The organism is Geobacillus proteiniphilus, assembly GCF_001908025.1.
In the GTDB taxonomy this organism is placed as follows: Bacteria; Bacillota; Bacilli; order Bacillales; family Anoxybacillaceae; genus Geobacillus; species Geobacillus proteiniphilus.
The window spans coordinates 27124-45216 of sequence record NZ_MQMG01000007.1 but is presented as its reverse complement, the minus strand read 5'-3'; the positions used below and the strand labels follow the sequence as shown (position 1 = coordinate 45216).

Annotated in this window: 24 protein-coding genes and 3 pseudogenes; 22 read left to right on the top strand and 5 right to left on the bottom strand. The window is 52.0% G+C overall.

The window, feature by feature from the left end:
• The first annotated feature begins 111 nt into the window (after window positions 1-111).
• The 13 genes and pseudogenes from BRO54_RS04130 to BRO54_RS04075 all read left to right on the top strand — a co-directional run bounded on the left by BRO54_RS04130 (window position 112) and on the right by BRO54_RS04075 (window position 6745).
• The gene (locus BRO54_RS04130) at window positions 112-501 is read left to right on the top strand and encodes a DsrE/DsrF/DrsH-like family protein (RefSeq protein WP_033025646.1); all 390 of its coding nucleotides are present in this window, start codon (window positions 112-114) and stop codon (window positions 499-501) included.
• 23 nt (window positions 502-524) lie between these two features.
• Window positions 525-770, top strand: coding sequence for a glutaredoxin family protein (locus BRO54_RS04125; RefSeq protein WP_033025644.1), 246 nt, complete (start codon window positions 525-527; stop codon window positions 768-770).
• A gap of 88 nt (window positions 771-858) precedes the next feature.
• Window positions 859-1152, top strand: coding sequence for a rhodanese-like domain-containing protein (locus tag BRO54_RS04120; protein ID WP_371878466.1), 294 nt, complete (start codon window positions 859-861; stop codon window positions 1150-1152).
• A pseudogene (locus BRO54_RS20975) lies at window positions 1127-1246 on the top strand (MBL fold metallo-hydrolase); the annotation flags it as partial. The gene BRO54_RS04120 and the pseudogene BRO54_RS20975, both read left to right, overlap by 26 nt.
• 145 nt (window positions 1247-1391) lie before the next feature.
• Window positions 1392-1961 carry a class I SAM-dependent methyltransferase gene (locus BRO54_RS04115; protein ID WP_042379791.1) on the top strand — a complete coding sequence of 190 codons (570 nt, stop codon included), beginning with the start codon at window positions 1392-1394 and terminating at the stop codon, window positions 1959-1961.
• Between the two features lie 89 nt (window positions 1962-2050).
• On the top strand, window positions 2051-2443 hold the full coding sequence (locus BRO54_RS04110; RefSeq protein ID WP_094238828.1) for a rhodanese-like domain-containing protein: 393 nt from the start codon (window positions 2051-2053) through the stop codon (window positions 2441-2443).
• On the top strand, window positions 2410-2670 hold the full coding sequence (locus tag BRO54_RS04105; protein WP_033025642.1) for a metal-sensitive transcriptional regulator: 261 nt from the start codon (window positions 2410-2412) through the stop codon (window positions 2668-2670). The genes BRO54_RS04110 and BRO54_RS04105 overlap by 34 nt, the downstream gene beginning before the upstream one ends.
• Before the next feature lie 111 nt (window positions 2671-2781).
• Window positions 2782-3009 carry a sulfurtransferase TusA family protein gene (locus BRO54_RS04100; protein ID WP_033025641.1) on the top strand — a complete coding sequence of 76 codons (228 nt, stop codon included), beginning with the start codon at window positions 2782-2784 and terminating at the stop codon, window positions 3007-3009.
• Between the two features lie 50 nt (window positions 3010-3059).
• Window positions 3060-3542, top strand: coding sequence for a DsrE/DsrF/DrsH-like family protein (locus BRO54_RS04095; protein ID WP_033025640.1), 483 nt, complete (start codon window positions 3060-3062; stop codon window positions 3540-3542).
• A gap of 63 nt (window positions 3543-3605) precedes the next feature.
• Complete coding sequence (locus BRO54_RS04090) at window positions 3606-4175, top strand: sulfurtransferase TusA family protein (protein ID WP_042379801.1); 570 nt, start codon at window positions 3606-3608, stop codon at window positions 4173-4175.
• Window positions 4176-4224: 49 nt separating this feature from the next.
• On the top strand, window positions 4225-5361 hold the full coding sequence (locus BRO54_RS04085; protein ID WP_074043208.1) for an MBL fold metallo-hydrolase: 1137 nt from the start codon (window positions 4225-4227) through the stop codon (window positions 5359-5361).
• Window positions 5362-5429: 68 nt separating this feature from the next.
• A complete protein-coding gene (locus BRO54_RS04080; protein WP_074043207.1) occupies window positions 5430-6212 on the top strand; it encodes a sulfite exporter TauE/SafE family protein in 783 nt (260 codons plus the stop codon).
• A 149-nt stretch (window positions 6213-6361) separates the two neighbouring features.
• Window positions 6362-6745 (top strand): DUF302 domain-containing protein, encoded by a 384-nt coding sequence (locus BRO54_RS04075; RefSeq protein ID WP_074043206.1) that lies wholly within the window; start codon window positions 6362-6364, stop codon window positions 6743-6745.
• 174 nt (window positions 6746-6919) lie between these two features.
• Here BRO54_RS04075 and desB read toward each other — a convergent pair whose 3' ends face one another.
• Window positions 6920-8038 (bottom strand): Delta(10) desaturase DesB, encoded by a 1119-nt coding sequence (desB, locus tag BRO54_RS04070; protein ID WP_074043205.1) that lies wholly within the window; start codon window positions 8036-8038, stop codon window positions 6920-6922.
• Window positions 8039-8317: 279 nt separating this feature from the next.
• Window positions 8318-8731 carry an EamA family transporter gene (locus BRO54_RS04065; protein WP_074043217.1) on the bottom strand — a complete coding sequence of 138 codons (414 nt, stop codon included), beginning with the start codon at window positions 8729-8731 and terminating at the stop codon, window positions 8318-8320.
• A gap of 125 nt (window positions 8732-8856) precedes the next feature.
• On the opposite strand from BRO54_RS04065, the gene BRO54_RS04060 reads away from it, so the two are divergent.
• From BRO54_RS04060 to BRO54_RS04035, 5 genes are all read left to right on the top strand, one after another.
• On the top strand, window positions 8857-10422 hold the full coding sequence (locus BRO54_RS04060; protein WP_074043204.1) for a plasmid pRiA4b ORF-3 family protein: 1566 nt from the start codon (window positions 8857-8859) through the stop codon (window positions 10420-10422).
• A 178-nt stretch (window positions 10423-10600) separates the two neighbouring features.
• Window positions 10601-11449, top strand: coding sequence for a Cof-type HAD-IIB family hydrolase (locus tag BRO54_RS04055; protein WP_074043203.1), 849 nt, complete (start codon window positions 10601-10603; stop codon window positions 11447-11449).
• A 1166-nt stretch (window positions 11450-12615) separates the two neighbouring features.
• Window positions 12616-13389 carry a type I 3-dehydroquinate dehydratase gene (gene aroD, locus BRO54_RS04045; RefSeq protein WP_074043202.1) on the top strand — a complete coding sequence of 258 codons (774 nt, stop codon included), beginning with the start codon at window positions 12616-12618 and terminating at the stop codon, window positions 13387-13389.
• Between the two features lie 110 nt (window positions 13390-13499).
• Complete coding sequence (locus BRO54_RS04040) at window positions 13500-14066, top strand: shikimate kinase (protein WP_074043201.1); 567 nt, start codon at window positions 13500-13502, stop codon at window positions 14064-14066.
• A gap of 448 nt (window positions 14067-14514) precedes the next feature.
• The gene (locus BRO54_RS04035) at window positions 14515-15198 is read left to right on the top strand and encodes a hypothetical protein (RefSeq protein ID WP_239691198.1); all 684 of its coding nucleotides are present in this window, start codon (window positions 14515-14517) and stop codon (window positions 15196-15198) included.
• Between the two features lie 192 nt (window positions 15199-15390).
• On the opposite strand, the gene BRO54_RS20775 is transcribed toward BRO54_RS04035, so the two are convergent.
• Both BRO54_RS20775 and BRO54_RS04030 read right to left on the bottom strand, forming a co-directional pair.
• Complete coding sequence (locus BRO54_RS20775; protein WP_275651039.1) at window positions 15391-15513, bottom strand: hypothetical protein; 123 nt, start codon at window positions 15511-15513, stop codon at window positions 15391-15393.
• 4 nt (window positions 15514-15517) lie between these two features.
• A complete protein-coding gene (locus BRO54_RS04030; protein ID WP_239691197.1) occupies window positions 15518-15793 on the bottom strand; it encodes a hypothetical protein in 276 nt (91 codons plus the stop codon).
• A 115-nt stretch (window positions 15794-15908) separates the two neighbouring features.
• Here BRO54_RS04030 and BRO54_RS04025 point away from each other — a divergent pair.
• The 4 genes and pseudogenes from BRO54_RS04025 to BRO54_RS04010 form a co-directional block, all read left to right on the top strand.
• A pseudogene (locus BRO54_RS04025) lies at window positions 15909-16172 on the top strand (hypothetical protein); the annotation flags it as partial.
• 34 nt (window positions 16173-16206) lie between these two features.
• Window positions 16207-16359 carry a hypothetical protein gene (locus BRO54_RS19780; RefSeq protein ID WP_161496641.1) on the top strand — a complete coding sequence of 51 codons (153 nt, stop codon included), beginning with the start codon at window positions 16207-16209 and terminating at the stop codon, window positions 16357-16359.
• A gap of 57 nt (window positions 16360-16416) precedes the next feature.
• Window positions 16417-17220 carry a glycosyltransferase gene (locus BRO54_RS04015; RefSeq protein WP_074043200.1) on the top strand — a complete coding sequence of 268 codons (804 nt, stop codon included), beginning with the start codon at window positions 16417-16419 and terminating at the stop codon, window positions 17218-17220.
• On the top strand, window positions 17192-17602 hold the full coding sequence (locus tag BRO54_RS04010) for a GtrA family protein (protein WP_074043199.1): 411 nt from the start codon (window positions 17192-17194) through the stop codon (window positions 17600-17602). Before BRO54_RS04015 ends, BRO54_RS04010 begins: the two co-directional genes overlap by 29 nt.
• Window positions 17603-17770: 168 nt before the next feature.
• On the opposite strand, the pseudogene BRO54_RS04005 reads toward BRO54_RS04010, so the two are convergent.
• Window positions 17771-18072: pseudogene (locus BRO54_RS04005) on the bottom strand (threonine aldolase family protein); the annotation flags it as partial.
• Window positions 18073-18093: the final 21 nt, after the last annotated feature.

The following is an 18093-nucleotide window of genomic DNA, read 5'->3' as shown; positions in this document are numbered from 1 at the left end:
TAACATAGGGATTGTAATACACATACACGTATGTGTATACAACGCATGTACGTGTATAAAACCGGGATAGGTATCAAACATAATAACAAAAAACATAAGGAGGTTATCTCGATGAAAGTAGCGATCATTGCGGCAAACGGCGGGTTGTTTGATGCGTACAAGGTGTTCAACATCGCGACAGCCGCTGCGGCGGCAGACGCAGAAGTCGGCGTGTTTTTCACGTTTGAAGGGTTGAATCTCATCCACAAAGAAGCGCACAAACAATTGCCGATTCCTGAAGGGAAAGAACATTTTCAACAAGGGTTCCAAAAAGCGAACGTTCCATCGATTGCAGAATTGCTTCAAATGGCGCAAGGGATGGGTGTGAAGCTGATCGCTTGCCAAATGACCATGGACGTCATGGGGTTGGACAAAGACCAATTCGTTGATGGCATTGAAGTGGCGGGGGCGGCGACGTTCCTGCAGTTCGCGAAAGACGCGGACATTACATTGGCCTTCTAATGAGGGAGAGGAGGAAGGAGAATATGGCGCAAGTCACCGTTTATACAACCACTACATGCCCATATTGTGTAATGGCGAAAAACTTTTTGCGCGCCCAAGGGATTCCATTCAAGGAAGTGAATGTCGAGCTCAATCCGGAAGCGGCGCGGAGACTGGTGGAAACGACCGGGCAAATGGGCGTGCCGCAAATCGAAATTAACGGCCGCTGGGTGCTCGGGTATGACCCGGAAACGATTATGGCGTTATGGAACGAAGCGAATCATCGCTGAAAATCACATGTGAATGATAGAGCGATGACGTAGGGGCTGGGTATGGTTGGCAAAAACGATTTCGGTCAAAGAAATCGCCAATCAAATCATGCGCGGTGAAGAGTTGTTTATTGTAGACGCCCGCAACCCTGAAGATTTTGCCGATTGGCGGATCGAAGGCAAAGGCGTTGAGGTCGTCAATATTCCGTATTTTGACGTGTTGGACGGTATCGAACCGTATTTGGACCGTTTGCCGAAAGACAAAAGCAAAACGATTTATGCCGTTTGTGCGAAGGGCGGCTCGTCGGAGTTTGTGGCAGAGCAGTTGGAAGCGGCGGGCTATACGGACGTTTATTCGATTGAAGGCGGCATGAAAACTTGCTCCGCAGCCGAATGCTTATAAGGAAATCCGGCAGACGAATATGGGGAAACTGCATCCGACAGAAGACGAACAACGGGAGATGGAAATCGGCCCAAACCGTTGCGCCGTTCGGTAGGGAAAAGAAGCCGGCGTTTTCCGATGCCGGCCCTTTTCATGTTTCAGACTCATAATGGGCGTGTCGACTGGTTGATGTGAGTCGTTTGGAAACCGATAAAAAGAATACAATAACGAATACAAGTTGTCGAATAGGAGGGGACAGGATGACAGGGCATCGTTTTCATTATGAACACGCTGATCGACTGCTCGACCCGAAGCGCAAAGAGTGGATCGACCCGCAACAGGCGATTTCGATGTTGTCCGTGAAACCGGATGACACGGTCGTTGATCTTGGCGCCGGGAATGGCTATTTTACGATTCCTCTCGCGCAGGCGACAAATGGAAAAGTATACGCGGTCGATGTGCAGCCGGAAATGATCCAGTTATTAAAAAAACGGGCGCAGCAGTTTTCGATAACCAACATTGAATATCAGGTGGCGGATGTCGCTTCAACCGCCTTGCTTTCTCATTCGATGGATAAAGGAATCATGGCGTTTGTCTTTCATGAAGTGGAACAAAAAGACGCTGTCGTCGACGAGATTCGCCGCGTGATGAAGCCGAATGGACGATTTCTTTTCATTGAATGGGAAGCGGTTGAAAGCGAAATGGGGCCGCCGCTTCATGAGCGGATTCCGTCGGATGAACTGCTTTCCTATGTGAAACAAAAGGCGAGTGATGTGGAATTGGTCCGTTTTCACCCGGCTGTCTATGGTCTGTTGATTCGCTGGAAATAGCCGATTGTTCAGGGAAATGATTCTTGTTGTCATTATACTGCACAGGGTATATAATGATCGTGCATAGGAGAAGCAGAGGGGGTGAACCGTTGACAGGCAGTAGTTTGTTATTCTTTCTTTTTCTTTTGAGCGTTGCGTTGTACCGACGCTACTATCCTGTGAAAAATATTCCGTGCCTTCCGGTAGGAGAGGTGCCGGACGGCTTGCTTCTTGTCGACTTGCGCGATTATAATGAAAGCAATGGCCCCATATTTGGCCAAGCGTTGCATATTCCGGTGGCGTATTTGAAACGGCATGTTCGGCATATCCCGCGAAAGCCGCTTCATATCATTGCCCAAGATGCCATCGAAAAAAACGTCGGCATCCGGCTGTTGCGCCGCTATGGCTATGAGGTGAAAAGCTATTCGATCGCCGCTTGCGACTGCCGAGAAAGGGGGCGAATGGACCAATGGAATACAATAAAGAAATCAAAAACCGCTTAAAACGGATTGAAGGACAAATTAAAGGCGTTCTTGGCATGATGGAACAAGGGAAGGACTGCAAGAGCGTCGTTTCTCAGCTTTCAGCGGCGCGCAATGCCATTGACCGCGCCATTGCCGTGATCGTCAGCACGAATTTAGAGCACTGTCTGCGTGAAAGCATGCAAAAAGGAGAGAACACAGACGACCTTGTCAAAGAAGCAGTTGAACTATTGGTAAAAAGCCGATAACCCGTTGGTCAACAGCAAGAGAAAAACGTGTTGACAACGTTCTTTTTCTTGTAGTAATATACCCATAGGGGTAATGGTAATAAAACATATGATGTCAAGGAGGTTATCACAATGAACGTAGCGAAAGTATTGGATGCCAAAGGACTTGCCTGCCCGATGCCGGTGGTGAGAGCCAAAAAGGCGATGGACGAATTGGAATCGGGACAAGTGCTGGAGGTGCAAACGACCGATAAAGGGGCGAAAAACGATTTGCCGGCATGGGCGAAAACAAGCGGGCATACGGTTATTGATATGAAAGAGGAAAACGGTGTGTTGACGTTCTGGATTCAAAAAGGATAATTTCCGGTCTTTCTTATACCTGTGTAGGTATATAGAAAGGAGGCGGCCAGATGACACAGCCGAAGAAAAAGACGACGATCATTTTGTTCAGCGGCGACTATGACAAGGCGATGGCGGCCTACATCATCGCCAACGGCGCCGCGGCATACGACCATGACGTGACGATTTTTCATACGTTCTGGGGGCTGAACGCCTTGCGGAAAGAGGCGCCGGTTCCGGTGCAAAAAGGATTTCTCGAAAAGATGTTTGCGAAGATGATGCCGCGCGGCGCGGACCGCATGGGGCTGTCGCGCATGAATTTTGCCGGCATCGGCCCAAAGTTGATCAAAAAGGTGATCAAGAAACATAACGCCATGCCGCTTCCGCAGTTGATCGAGATGGCGAAAGAGCAAGGTATAAAACTCGTCGCCTGCCAAATGACGGTCGATTTGCTTGGACTGAAGCCGGAAGAATTGATCGACGGCATTGAGTTTGCCGGCGTCGCCGCGTATTTGGCGGATGCGTCGGAAGGAAATGTGAACTTATTCATTTAAAATGAGGGAGTCGTTGGCCTGGGAAGGGCCTGTCGAATAAACAATCAAGGGGGGAATCAACCAATGATCAAAGTCGATATGACCGTAGATGCTAAAGGATTGTCCTGCCCGATGCCGATCGTCCGCACGAAAAAGGCGATCAACGAATTGGAGCCGGGCCAAGTGTTGGAAGTGCAGGCGACGGATAAGGGGTCCAAAGCCGATATCAAAGCATGGGCGGAAAGCACAGGGCATCAATATTTAGGAACAATTGAAGAAAATGGGATTTTGAAACATTATATCCGCAAGGCAACGGAAAATGAAGCACGCAAAGAAACGGCATTTCCTCATGTCGTATCGAATGAAGAATTGCAAGAAAAACTGGACGATCCTAATTCGTTTGTCTTGGATGTCCGCGAACCAGCGGAGTATGCGTTTGGCCATATTCCGGGCGCCGTTTCGATTCCGCTTGGAGAGCTCGATCGCCGGATGGAGGAACTTCCGAAAGACAAAACGATTTACGTCGTGTGCCGCACAGGGACACGGAGCGATTTGGCCGCGCAAAAGCTGGCCGAAAAAGGATTTGACCGTGTGCGAAACGTCGTTCCCGGCATGTCGCAATGGAACGGGCCGCTCGATTCCGCTCAATCGTAATGGAGCGGCCTTTTTAAACAATCAAATATACATTAGGGGGTATGTTAATATGGTGAAAGAAATGACCGTGCAACAAATGACGGAAAAGGTGTTAAACAAAGAACCGCTGTTCATCTTGGACGTCCGCAACGAAAGCGATTTTCGCGATTGGAAAATCGAAGGGGAAAACTTTGCCTATTTGAACGTTCCGTATTTTGAGTTGATCGATGGGGTTGACTCGATTGTCGGCCGTCTTCCGAAAGACAAAGACATCGTCGTGGTGTGCGCCAAAGGAGGATCGGCGGCGTTTGTCGCCGAACAGCTGGCGGAAGCCGGGTTTGACAACGTTTATACGCTCGCTGGCGGGATGCAGGCGTGGAGCGAGCATCTCCATCAAGCCAAAGTATACGAAGATGATCAATTGAAAATTTACCAATTCATCCGCGTCGGCAAAGGATGCCTGTCGTATATGGTCATCTCGGGAAGCGAAGCGCTTGTCGTCGATCCGCTGCGGTTTATCGATGTGTACGAACAAGCAGCCCAACAAGAAGGGGTAAAGATCACGCATATCGTGGACTCACACTTGCATGCCGACCATCTTTCCGGAGGCAAGGCGCTGGCCGAGCGGACCGGGGCGGCGTACTACTTGATGAAAAGCGAGGGAGCGGTGTTTGATTTCGAGCCGCTCGAGCAACATGAAACGATCGACTTCGAAAACGTGCATTTGGAAGTGTTGGCAGTGAAAACACCGGGGCATACGCCAGGCAGCGTCTCGTTCTTTGTCAACGGCAAATGGCTGTTCTCCGGCGACACCATCTTTGTCGGCGGTCTCGGGCGGCCGGACCTCGGCGGCAAGGTGGCGGAATGGGCGGCGGATTTGTATGACACCGTGTACGAAAAAGTCGCGGCCATGGCTGATGATGTGATCGTCTTGCCGGCTCACTACGCTGATTTAGATGAAGAAATCAATGCGGAGGGGTATGTCGGCGATACGTTAGGCCGCATCCGCGCCCGCAATGAGATGATGCAAAACAAACCAAAAGACGAATTTATCGATCTTGTCATCCAAAGCGCCAATACCGAAACACCGCCGAACTTTGAAGACATTGTCGCCATCAACCGCGGGCTCAAAACCGTGGATATCGAAACGCAGCGGGAGCTTGAGATCGGCCCGAACCGCTGTGCATTGCATCATACCCATGCTTAAAGTGATACAAATTGGTAAGGGACGGGGAGCGCCCCGTCCTTTTTGAAAACAAAAGGGAGGGATGGCCGATGGATGTTTCGCTCGCGTTTCTCATTGTCATCTTTTTAATCGGCTTTGTCGGTTCATTTATTTCTGGGATGGTTGGGATCGGCGGGTCGATTATTAAATATCCAATGCTTTTGTATCTTCCGCCGTTGTTTGGGCTGACGGCGTTCAGCGCTCATGAAGTGTCGGGAATCAGCGCGGTGCAAGTGTTTTTCGCCACGATCGGCGGCGTGTGGGCGTATCGAAAAAGCGGCTATTTGAACAAATCGCTCATTCTCTATATGGGCGTGAGCATTCTTGTCGGCAGTTTTGTCGGCGGCTATGGCTCGAAGCTGATGAGCGAGGGAACGATTAACGTCGTTTACGGCATCTTGGCGGCATTGGCGGCGGTCATGATGTTTGTGCCGAAAAAAGGGATCGATGACATTCCGCTTGACCAAGTGACGTTCAACAAAGGGGTGGCGGCCGCCTTGGCGTTTCTGATCGGCGTCGGGTCCGGCATCGTCGGGGCGGCGGGGGCGTTTTTGCTTGTGCCGGTCATGCTCGTTGTCCTGAAAATCCCGACGCGAATGACGATCGCCACGTCTTTGGCCATTACGTTCATTTCCTCCATTGGTTCTACGTTCGGGAAAATCGCCACCGGCCAAGTCGATTACCTTCCGGCTCTCATCATGGTCGTCGCGAGCTTGCTTGCCTCTCCGCTAGGGGCGAAAGCGGGGCAAAAAATGAACACGAAAGTGCTGCAAGTCATCCTTGCCGTGTTGATTTTGGCGACGGCGGTGAAAATTTGGGTGGATATTTTATGATCGAAGCGCTTGAAAGGCGACGGGTCACGGGAAAAGGCATGTGAATGCTGGAACTGATCATGTTTCGCTGTCCGTTTTCTGCGTGATGGTGCGCGATCCATTTGGGCATGCTAAACAGCGGGAAAACATAACGAAGGGAAGAATGAGCGATGTTCCATTACACGGTTGACGTGTCAACGGGCATGAATGAAACGATCGAGCGTTTGGAAGAAAGCTTGAAACAAGAAGGATTCGGTGTGCTCTGGCGGTTCAGCGTGACCGAAAAGCTGCAAGAGAAAGGGCTCGATTTTTCCACGCCGATGGTCATTTTAGAAGTATGCAACCCGCAAGAAGCGGCGCGGGTGTTAAACGAAAATCTCTTAGTCGGTTATTTTTTGCCGTGTAAAATCGTTGTCTACGAAGAAAACGGGATCACGAAAATCGGCATGCCGAAACCGACGATGCTCGTTGGCATGATAAACGAGCCGGCGTTGAAGGAAATCGCGGCCGACATCGAGAAGCGGCTGGCCGCTTGCCTCGACCGCTGCCGCTGATGGGCAAAGAAAAAAGGTGTCCCAAATGATGGGGCACCTTTTGGTTGTGCGTGCATACACGGAAACGCAGGTTTGCAGAAAGAAAAGCGCTCTTTTCACTTCTCCGCCGCTTCTTGATCGATGATCCAAAAGGAGAACCACATAGGTGGCGGATTGTTGCAAAACCAATCCTTTCTACAAATTCCCTTGCCCCGCCGCTTTTTTTGTTTTTGCCCGTTTTTTGGCTGAGCGCGGCTGTTTCTCTGTTTCCAGCTCGCGATGCACAATCCGGTCGGGATCCAACCCATTGCCAAGCGTGCCGTACACATGGCCTTGCTTCGGCTCGATGAGCTCGTGTTGCTCGTAGTAGACGCGCGGCGTTTTCCAAAGGGCGGCCAACGCTTTTCCCATCGGCATTTCATGGTAGCGGTCGGGCCACATTCGTTTGATGTATGTTTTCACGAGCGGATAGTACTTCGAACTCATCGCTGGAAAGAGATGATGTTCGGTATGGTACGAAAAGTTGAAGTGAAGGATATCCACCCACTTTGGCACCGTGACGGACAAGCTGTTTGCCAACGGATCGTTGACCGGCACTAACGGATTGAGCCGGTGGTTTGTTGAGATATAGCTCATGACGATCGTGTTGGCGACAAGCAACGGAAGCAAAAAGGCGAAAACCCACTTTTCCCAGCCGATCAGCCATAACAGCCCGAGCCATGACGCCCACGGCAAGAAAAATTGAAACAGGACAACCGCGCGGTTCTTCCGGCGAAAGTCTTTGAAAAAGTAAAACAGCATCCGGGTCGAGTGAAGGGTAAACATCACGGACAAGGAGCTAAAGGCGAAAAAAGCGCGAATCGGAAACGGGATGCGATATACCCAAGAGAGCAGGCGGCTTTTCGCTAATTTCTCCATGCTTGGCCACGCGTCCGGGTCTTTTTCTTCATGCTGGGTATGCACATGGTGGCTGGCGTTATGCCATTTTCTCCACAACTTCGGACCGGTGCAAAGCGGCCAAAAGGCGATCGCTCCGAGAAGATCGCGCAGCCATGGCGTTTTGACGACTGTGCCGTGCAAAATTTCATGTCCTAAAAATCCTAACGCGGCAAAACTGAAACCAAGCACAACAGAGATGAGGAGGTTCCATACCGGGTGAAGATGAAAAAGTGATACAGCGAGGATGCCGGTGATGACGAGCCCTACATAAGCCAGACCTCCAAACAAGCGGGACTTCACAGGTTGAAACGCTTTTTTCGGCAAATGCGGGGCAATTTTCGCCGCGTACCAACCGAACGGGTGAAAATCATTCATTAAGTGATCTCCTTTCAAACTACTCTCCGTTTGACAAGCAGCGGCGAAGCCATTCACACACTCTTGGTCGCAACGAAGACCTTATTTCATGAGGTGATCCCAAAAGCTGTTCTCTATGCCTAAATGAGTGAAGGGGCGAGAAAAGCTCTTGGTAATTATAATATATATCATAACATCTTTTGACTCGTCCTGTCTATAGGTTTGATGGAAAACTGCCAAATTTGGGCATGATGGCAGTTTTTCCAGAAGAACAGGCTAGGCGCTTGAGGAGGCGGCCAGCTAAAACATCATGATCAATGTCCCGATGGTAATGAGCAACACCCCGATCACCACTTTCGCGGACAGCGGTTCGCCGAGAAACATGGCGGCAAACAAAATCGTCAGCACCAAGCTTGATTTGTCAATGGCGGTGACGCGCGAGACATCGCCGATTTGGATTGCTTTGTAGAAACAAAGCCATGACAATCCGGTCGCCGCTCCTGAGAGGCAGAGAAACACCCAGCTTTTCGTTGAGATTGCTTTGACGCCTTGATGAGCCCCTGTCATCCAGACGATCATCCATGCGAGCACGAGCACGACGGCGGTGCGAATGGCGGTCGCTAGATTGGAGTTCACGTTCTCAATGCCGATTTTCGCCAGCACCGATGTCAGCGCCGCAAACACCGCCGCCAGCAAAGCATAAACGATCCACATGCACATCCCTTCGCTTTCATTGAGAATTTTTCTCATCTATTATACTACGAGAAGGGAGAACATTTCACCATTTTTCCATTCGTTTGTTATAATGGAGGACAAGCAAACAGGAGAGGAAGTGGAGAATGATCTATCAGTTGAAAGTGCAGTTGAAACATACGAGGCCGCCGGTTTGGCGCCGGTTGCTTGTGCCGGGGGAGATGACGTTCGCCGAGCTGCATCGCGTGTTGCAAGCCGCGTTCGGTTGGATGGACCAACATTTGCATACGTTTTACATGACAAAGGTCGGCGGAACGGCGCGGCTGCGCATTGAAATCGGCAACGAAGCAGCCGGGTGGGACGGCGCCGATTATGATGAGCGGGAGGAAACGATCGGGCAATGGTTTGTCGAAGAAGGTGACCGCGCCCAATACGTGTATGATTTTGGTGATATGTGGGAGCATGACATCGTTTTGGAAAAAATCGTCGATCCGATTCCCGATGCGTTGTATCCATGCTGCATCAAAGCCGTGCGGGCCGGATTGGAAGAGGATAGTTGGGGAGAAGTGCGGGGCGTGGACGAAGAGATCAGCCCCGCAAAGCTGACAGCGAGAGTGAATGCGGCGCTCGCCCCATTTCAACGAAAGGCGGTTGGGGAGAAAGGAGAAGCGAAGGAAACCAAACGAGTCGCAAGCAAAGGCAGAACAGAAGAAGTGGAAAGAGACGTATGGAAAACGCTGTTCGATCGAGCGCTCGCCTACAGGGACTTGGCGCCGTGGACGTGGATGGACGATGATCACATTTTTGCCGTGATGGCTCCTGATGGTGAATCGTTGTATTGTACGGTGATCGGAGCGCTTGGACAGGAGTACGGGCTTGTGATTTACATCGGTGAGGAAGGATACATGTGCTTGCAAGACATTTTATCTGGAACGTTGCATCCAAAAGACGCCGTATTTCAAGAACGCGCATTGCTTGTGTCGTTGGCGCCTCGAAACCACCTAGAAAGAGACGATAAAGCGCTGTTGCGGAAGCATCACATTCCGGTGAGCGGAAAACAGCTGTTGCCGATGTTCCGCAGTTTTGTTCCTGGATATTATCCATGGTTTCTTTCGGAAGAGGAAGCGGCATGGGCGGCCATGGCGCTCGAACAAGCGGTCGTTGTTGCCGAGCGGCTGCGCGGTGGCGAGCTGGCGCTAGCTGCGTTTTCCCGCGGCAATCGGTTGTTTGCCCGGATCGCCGAACGGAGAGAGGATGGGCTTCATTGGCGCGACGGCTGGGTGCCGCGCCCGAAGGCAAAGAAAAAGGAAACATCCGCGCTTGACATCGGCACGGACGAGTTGGCAAAGGCCAAGACGCTCGAGCGAGCCCCACTGTTCGTGGAGTTTTCGGTCGCTTATGTGAACAGGCCGATCCAGGAACGGCGCTCGGAGCGCCCGTATTTTCCGTTGCTGGCGTTGGCCGCCGATGCAGCGAGCGGCGTCATTTTGCATCATCAGGTGTTTCGCGGCCAGACGGATGCGAAGACGCTGCAACAAAGTTTTCTCGCATTTGCCCGCGCGCTCGGGTGTGTGCCGAGCCATGTGCGCGTCACGAAGGAACACGGACCGTTGCTGGCGCCGCTTTTGCGCGAGTTGGGCGTCAATATGAGCACAGGTCCAACCCCTCGTTCTGATGAAGTACGGCAATTGTTCGAACAGTTTGCGATCTAAGAAGCCGACAGCTATTCAGAATAAAAGGAAGAGTTGCAGAACAAGAGCAGATGGAGGCAGGCGCTGGAGTGCGGAGTGAAAAGTGCGGGAATTTCCAGCTTTCCACTAGCCCCCTGCTTCTGTCAGAACGCCGTTTTTCTAGAAGCTCTTTGCATGACGAAGGAAAGAGGGATGAGTTATGTTGATTGCACTCGATATGGATGGCACTCTGTTAAACGGGGAAGGAAAAATCAGCGAGCGCAACAGGGCGGCCATTACGGCTGCAAAAGCGCAAGGCCATATCGTCGCCGTCGTGACAGGGCGGGCGCGCAAAGACGCGCTCGCCCCGCTTCGTGAGGCAGACCTCGTCTGCCCGATCGCCAGCTTAAACGGAGCGATTGTGACGCTTGAGGACGGCACGGTCATCAGCGAGGCGCCGCTCGAGCGGGCGGCGGTCCGCCCGACGCTCGAGTGGGTGCGCGAACAGTCGGATTTGTATTGCGAGACGTACACGGGCGATGCGGTCTATGTCGGCTTGCACAACCGCTCCCAATGGGAAGCGCTCGCTTCCGAGATGGCTGATGTGGCCCCGGATGTGAAATGGCTTGTCAATAAGCAGTTCCAGCAAGCGCGGGTGACGTATGTCGACGACATCCGCACGGTGTGGGACGATTCGCAGCTGACCTTATACAAACTGCTTATTTTTGCGCTTGACCGCGGGCGGCTTCTTGATGCGGCCTCCCGTTTCGCGGCGCTCCCTGGCGTCACGGTCACTTCGTCGCATCCGCACAACATTGAGATGAACAACGAACGGGCGACGAAAGGCGAAGCGCTCAAGCAACTCGCCGCCCATTACGGCATCGACTTGCGCGACACGGTCGCCTTTGGCGACAGCCATAACGATTTGTCGATGTTTGAGGTCGCGGGCTGCCGCGTCGCCATGGCCAACGCCGCGCCGGAGTTGAAAGCAACATGCGACTTTGTCACCTTCTCCCACGAAGAAGACGGCGTGGCGGCGGGGCTTGAGCGGGTGCTTCGGCAACGGTGAGCGGAAGCGCCCTTTTCCCCATTTTGTACACCCCAAAATGGCTGCAAAAACGGGAGAGGTGTGCATGAGGATTTTTTCTTCGATTATCGAAAGAAATAAATAATTGATCTATCAAGCTTTTGGACGATTGATGATTTCAGTCAACTGTACAAGTTGACATAACCACATTTATTTTCGAGGGGTGCAAGGGGGCAAAACAGCCTTTTGTTGCCTTAGAAAATCAATGGTAAAATAAAGGTGCTCTTGATCAAGTTGGGTCTCGTTGAGAGGACGTAAGTGACAATGAATAAGTGAGAAGGGAATCGTTATGTCGAAAACCCAGAGGACTGGTTTTTGCCGTCTTTCCGGGTTTTTTCATGTTTTAAGGGCATTGCGGAATGGCTGCGTCCAAAAGAGGAAAAGTCCGTCTTGAGGGAGAAGCTGGCATATGATTTAGAAAGAAAAAACGTTTGGACATTGGTGGTAGTAATATGTTCGCTCTTTATTATTTTCCGACAGACGACTCCCGCTTCCATTTTGTACGGGGGGTAGCCCAAAATAAGCGAGAGATGAATGTCATTCAGTCTAACCTAAATCGTTGAATATTTCCAACAAATGTACTTTTGTACGTTGTTCTTCGGATCAAGGGTGAAAAAAGGCGTCTGTCGCGTAAAATCTTCAACGTTTGATTTTCCCATGCTCACCGAGGTGCGAAAACCAAGCGAATGCAGAAAATGTGGATGGTTCAGCGTACAAGATTGCTGAACAATGATTTTTTTGCTAATCTTTCTACTAAAGAGCTAGAAGGCCGGTGAAAAACGATTGAAAAACGATGGTCTTGACCAAATCGATGGAGTTCATCAGGAAAGAAGAGATGATTTTACAGAGCTGCTCAACTTGAGAAGAGCTGGTTTTGAGCTGTTTTTTCATTAAGTCACCAGTCTTCTAGGCGTTCAACGTGGCCGGTCGTTTTTTCTTGCGAAGAGCGGAAAAGGAAACGATTGAAGCACGGCGGGAAGAGAGGGGGGCAATCGGATTATAATAAAAAGCAATTTGCTTTCCGTTTGTATAAGCGTAGCAGAGCCATCGCGAGATCCAGATGGGCCATGCTGTTCTGCCCACTTGGTAGGTTTTTTTGCGGCTAGCCGCCGCTTTCTGTTCGACAAACATGATTGGGGGAACCATCGATGAATATTTCACTGAAGGCCATCAAGGTCAGAAATACATGGATCGGCGGCAATGAGCCGTGCATTTGCGCTCCTGTTGTCGGTGCTGACGCCGAGCAAGTGTTGCGCGAGGCGGCGGAAGTGTGCAGGAAGCAGCCGGATTTGCTTGAATGGCGTGCCGATTTTTTCCGAGCGATTGATGACCAGGAGCGCGTATTGGCGACGGCCAACGGGTTGCGGAACATAGCGGGAGAGATTCCAATTTTGTTTACGATCCGTTCCGAGCGAGAAGGGGGGCAGCCGATTCCGCTCAATGAAGCGGAAGTGCGGCGGTTGATCGAAGCAATCTGTCGAAGCGGGGCAATCGATTTAGTAGATTATGAGCTAGCTTATGGGGAACGCATCGCCGACGTGCGCCGCATGACGGAAGAATGCGGCGTCTGGCTCGTCGTGTCGCGCCATTACTTTGACGGCACTCCGCGGAAGGAAACGCTCTTGGCTGACATGCGCCAAGCCGAGCGGTACGGTGCCGACATCGCCAAGGTAGCGGTTATGCCTAAATCGCCGGAAGATGTGCTTGTTTTGTTGCAAGCGACGGAAGAAGCGCGGCGCGAGCTTGCCATTCCGCTCATTACGATGGCGATGGGCGGGTTGGGCGCCATTACTCGGCTGGCTGGATGGCTGTTTGGTTCGGCGGTGACGTTTGCTGTCGGAAACCAAAGCTCCGCTCCGGGGCAAATTCCGATCGATGACGTGCGGACGGTGCTTTCTATTTTGCAAACGTACAGCCGTTGACCGGTTTTTGTTGAAAAGCAACTGCGATTGGAAAACGATTATTTGACCATGACTTTTCCTCCTGCTATACACGGAAATATAGCGGGTTCGGCACGAAAGGGGGATGCATCATGAGCAGGCAAACCGCCATCCCGCTCCGCGAGCGGAACATCATTTTGATCGGCTTTATGGGAGCGGGGAAAACAACGATCGGGCAGCTGGTCGCGAAAAAGCTGTATCGCGACTTTATCGATGTCGACGCGGAAATCGAGCGGCGGCACGGGATGTCGATTCCGGAGATGTTCGCGCAAAAAGGGGAAGCGTACTTTCGACAGGTCGAGCGGGAACTGATCGTCGATTTATGCACAAATACAAGGTTGAAAATCCTTTCGCTTGGCGGCGGCGCCTATTTGCAGGAAGACGTGCGGCGCGTCTGTTTGGCGCACGGCATCGTCTTTTTCCTTGACTTGTCGTGGGATTATTGGAAAGAAGAGCGGCTGCCGCTCATTGTCGACAGCCGCCCGGTGTTGAAAAACAAAACGCTCGAAGAGGTCGAACAGCTCTTTTTCCAACGGCAATCCGCTTACGCTCTCCATCATTCCCGCGTCATCGTCAACGAGCTCGAGGCTGAACAGGCGGCGGACCAAATTGTCGAGTCCATTAAATGGACGTGGGATGTGTACGAGCCGAACCGTTGAGGCGGCTTATTGGCGGGCAAACAAGCTCCCGGGCAAGGGGGCTTTTTCTTTTTATTTCCGCCCCAATGCCCGTCAGCCCATACGGCCGCTGCCACAGGCGAAGCTGTGTTTGACGAAAAGAAAAATTTGACAGATGCCCTTGCCTGTTCTTGCCGGACAATATTTCCGTTTGTTATAAGGAAGATATCGGATGCGAGGGAGAGTGGGAGATGGAAAAGCAAGCGTTTAGTTGGCTTTATGTGTATATGGTGTTGGCCGTAGCTGTGCCTTCCGCACCGTATTAGCTTTGGTGGCTGAAGCTGGTTTGCTTCGTTTTGATCCGGGACCAGGCGCAGCTGCGATCATCAAGGTTGATGGACGCAAAGATGATTGGACGTTCAACGGGATCAACCCCGTATGGACGGACGGGGGGGGGCGTTATGTCACAAGTGATGAGGGTTGCTTATATGTGCGCCTAGACAGCGGGCATATCAAGGATCAAACAACGACGTACATCGCGTTTGATACGATCCCGAACCAAGGGCAGTCGCGCCTTCCGGAGCTTCCCGGCGTGCGCACGGCGGGAGTCGATTTCGCTTTGGTGATTCGCGGGAAAGAAAGCGCACGGTTGTTGATCGACAGCTACTATGACACGTTTTATTATCATTATGGCCATCAGCTCCAGATGATGCCGGCTACGCCGTACGCCAACCGGAAAGATAACGGCGTCTACCACCCGATTCGTCTGACATTAAATAAAAAATTGGAAGAGACTCGCGGCAAGGCGGTGCCCTTTGATTCGTATGAAACCGGAGTATTGCGGTTTGGCACGGCCAACCCGGCTGATGCGGTGTATGATTCACTTGCCGATATCAGCGTGAGCCGCAGCGGGAACGGGTATGAAATCCGCCTGCCGTGGGCGCTCCTCAATGTCACGGACCCGAGCCGGCGCGAGGTGATGGGCGACATCTGGTCGAAAGACGGCTTGAAGAGTCGGCGGATCGTCTCGGGCATTCGCCTCGGTTTATACATCACGGACGGAGCGGATTCGTTTGCGTTTCCAGCGATGAACAGGAACATGCGCTGCCATCAGGGCGGTTTTACCAGTACACGTGGCCGGCGTGGGAGACGCCGCGCTATCATGAGCGGCTGAAATCGTCTTATGAGGCGATGAAAGAGGCGTTTTCGCGCGCGAACATCGTTCAGCCGTAACGGGCTGGAACAGGCGGGAAGTGCAGGGGACGGGGGCAGATGGATTCTCATATTCTTTGTGGTGAATAGTGCAAAAAGAAAATCGGCCGTCGCAGTCTTGATTGCTCGACGGCCGATTCGTTTTGTTGGGAATTTAGTTTTTATCAGCCCAAATGCGGAGTTTTTGTTCATGCTGGAGCGTTTTGCGGGCGAGGAAGTCCACCGTTTCTTGCGTTTCTGACCATTCGAGGCGCAAATAGCCGATTTTCGTTTCCATGCGTTCAAACTGCTTGTCCGACCGTTCTTCGAGGCCAATACATCTCTTGACGAAGCCGCTTCTCTGATTGTTGAATCTCTTCGCGCAACCGCTCTTCCGTTTCCTTCATTTCGGCGCGCAAACGAGTCTCCATGTCTTGCATTTCTGCGCGCAAGCGGTCTTCCGTCTCTTGTATTTTTGTAGACAGCCGCTCTTCCATTTGTTGCATTTGCCAGCGGATATGGTCGAAATGCAGATCGAGCGCTTTTAAAATCTGCTTCACGATTGTTTCTTCTTCCACGTGATTCACCTCCTTTTGTTCTCATCATAGCACATGCCTAACTGGGTGGAACAGAAAAATTTAGTCAAACGGGTGATGCTTTTTCATTCAACTTTCACCAAATGGATGTATGGTGATGATTCAGAAGGTGAAGTGGAAGGAGAGGAAGCCATTGAAGAAACAAAGGAATGCGTGGGATGGATGGCTTACCGCCATCTTGGCATGGTCGGCTTTTTTGCATCTCTATCAAATTGGAAACAGCGGTTCTAATGTGTATTATACAGCGGCGGCGAAAAGCATGGCGGCGAGTTGGAAGGCGTTTTTCTTTGCCGCGTTAGATCCAGCCGGATTTATTACAGTCGACAAGCCGCCGGTGGCGCTTTGGCTGCAGGCGTTGAGCGGCTGACGGGAGAAGCTGGACCGGGAGGGGCAAGATGGCGGCAGGTTTCAACCAAAGGGAGCGGCCGCCGGTAAACAGCGGCACGGCCAATGAGGCGCCGTGGTCAAGCGGTGAGCATGCTCGCCCCGGCTATTGCGGTGTTGGTTGGGGCTGGGGGAAAGATGTTGGCATCGTTCGGAACCCATGAACGTCGAACGTCATGGCTGTTTCCTGCCGCTCTCCTTGCCACCTATGCGTTTGAAATATGGATCGCTTGGCAATACAAAGAGTCGCTGCCGCCGATATTTCCCGCAATTTTGGCCATCAAATCGCCATCACCGCCGGGATGGACTATGCCTCCGGCCAAGCGGTCATCGTGATTGACGCTGACTTGCAGGATCCGCCGGAGTTGATTTTGGACATGATCGCGCGTTGGAAAGAAGGGGATGATGTCGTCTATGCCCGAAGAGTGAAACGGAAAGGGGAGACCGCGTTCAAAAAATGGATGGCGTATGTGTTTTACCGCTTGCTGCGGGCGGCGACCGAAATCGACATCCCGGTCGATACGGGCGATTTCCGCCTCATTGACCGGAAGGTGTGCGATCAGTTACGCTATATGAGGGAGCGAAGCCGTTTTGTCCGGGGTCTTGTGAGCTGGGTCGGCTTCCGGCAGACGGCGGTCGAATACGAGCGGGAGCCGCGTTTCGCCGGCAAGACGAAATACTCGCTCAAAAAAATGATTCGGTTTTCGCTCGATGGCATTACATCATTTTCGCATAAGCCGCTCAAACTGGCGAGCTTGCTTGGATTTTTGTTGTCGGCGGCCAGCGTCGTCGGTATGATGGTTGTTTTGCACTTGAAATGGTTCACCCATTCGACGGCTGCCGGACGGGCGTCGCTCTTTATGGTGATGCTTCTTGGCAACGGAGTGATGATGACGATGCTTGGAATCATCGGGGAATACATTGGCTGCATTTACCATGAGGTGAAAGAGCGTCCGCTCTATGTCATCAATGAAACGTGGGGAGTCAGGACGAAACATGAACGAAAGCCTTCATACCTTTCGTAAAGAAAAACAAACGATATGGCGATTTGCCGTCGTCGGGGTGAGCAATACGGCGGTTGACTTTGTTATCTTTTTCTTGCTTGCCGCGATGGGCGTCCCGGCGGCGGCCGCCCAAGTTGTTTCATACGGTGTTGGAATGGCGAACAGCTACATCTGGAATCGGCTATGGACGTTTCAAGTGAAACGAAAAGCGAACATCGGGGAATTTTTGCGTTTTCTTGCCGTCAACGGGTTGTCGCTTGGCGCGTCGCTTGGCGTTTTGCTTGCAGCCGAACGGATCATGCCGCTCTGGCTGGCCAAAAGTGCGGCAACGATAGCCGGTATGGCGGTGAATTTTATCGGCAGCCGGTTTTGGGTGTTTGTGGAAATGGAAGGGGAAAGATAAGAAAACGATCCGAGCCATGCTTGAGCCCGGATCGTTTTGTGTTTTAGGACAACATCAGGCGAATCCGCTCGATGGCGGTTTGCACCGAATCGGCGGTGATTTCCCGGTGGGTGACAAAGCGGATGACGCCGTCATCAAACGGGCTGGCCAAGATTTCGGCTTCTTTTAGACGCCGGCCAACGCGGATGCCGCGCCGGCTTCGTACAAGAAAATGTGAGATTCAGCTTCTACAATCACCTCGTCCCCCGGGCGGCAATGCGTCAAAATGGCGACTTGGTTTCCTTGCGTGCCGCTTGTGACAAATAAGGCGTCTTCCTCTTGCCAAGCAACCGGGCGGCCAACGCTTCTAACCGGTTGACGGTCGGGTCTTCGCCGTACACGTCATCGCCGACTTCAGCCTCAAACATCGCTTGGCGCATCTCGGGCGTTGGTTTGGTCACTGTATCGCTGCGAAAATCCATAAAAGGCATCGTTCGTCTCTCCTTGCGTGC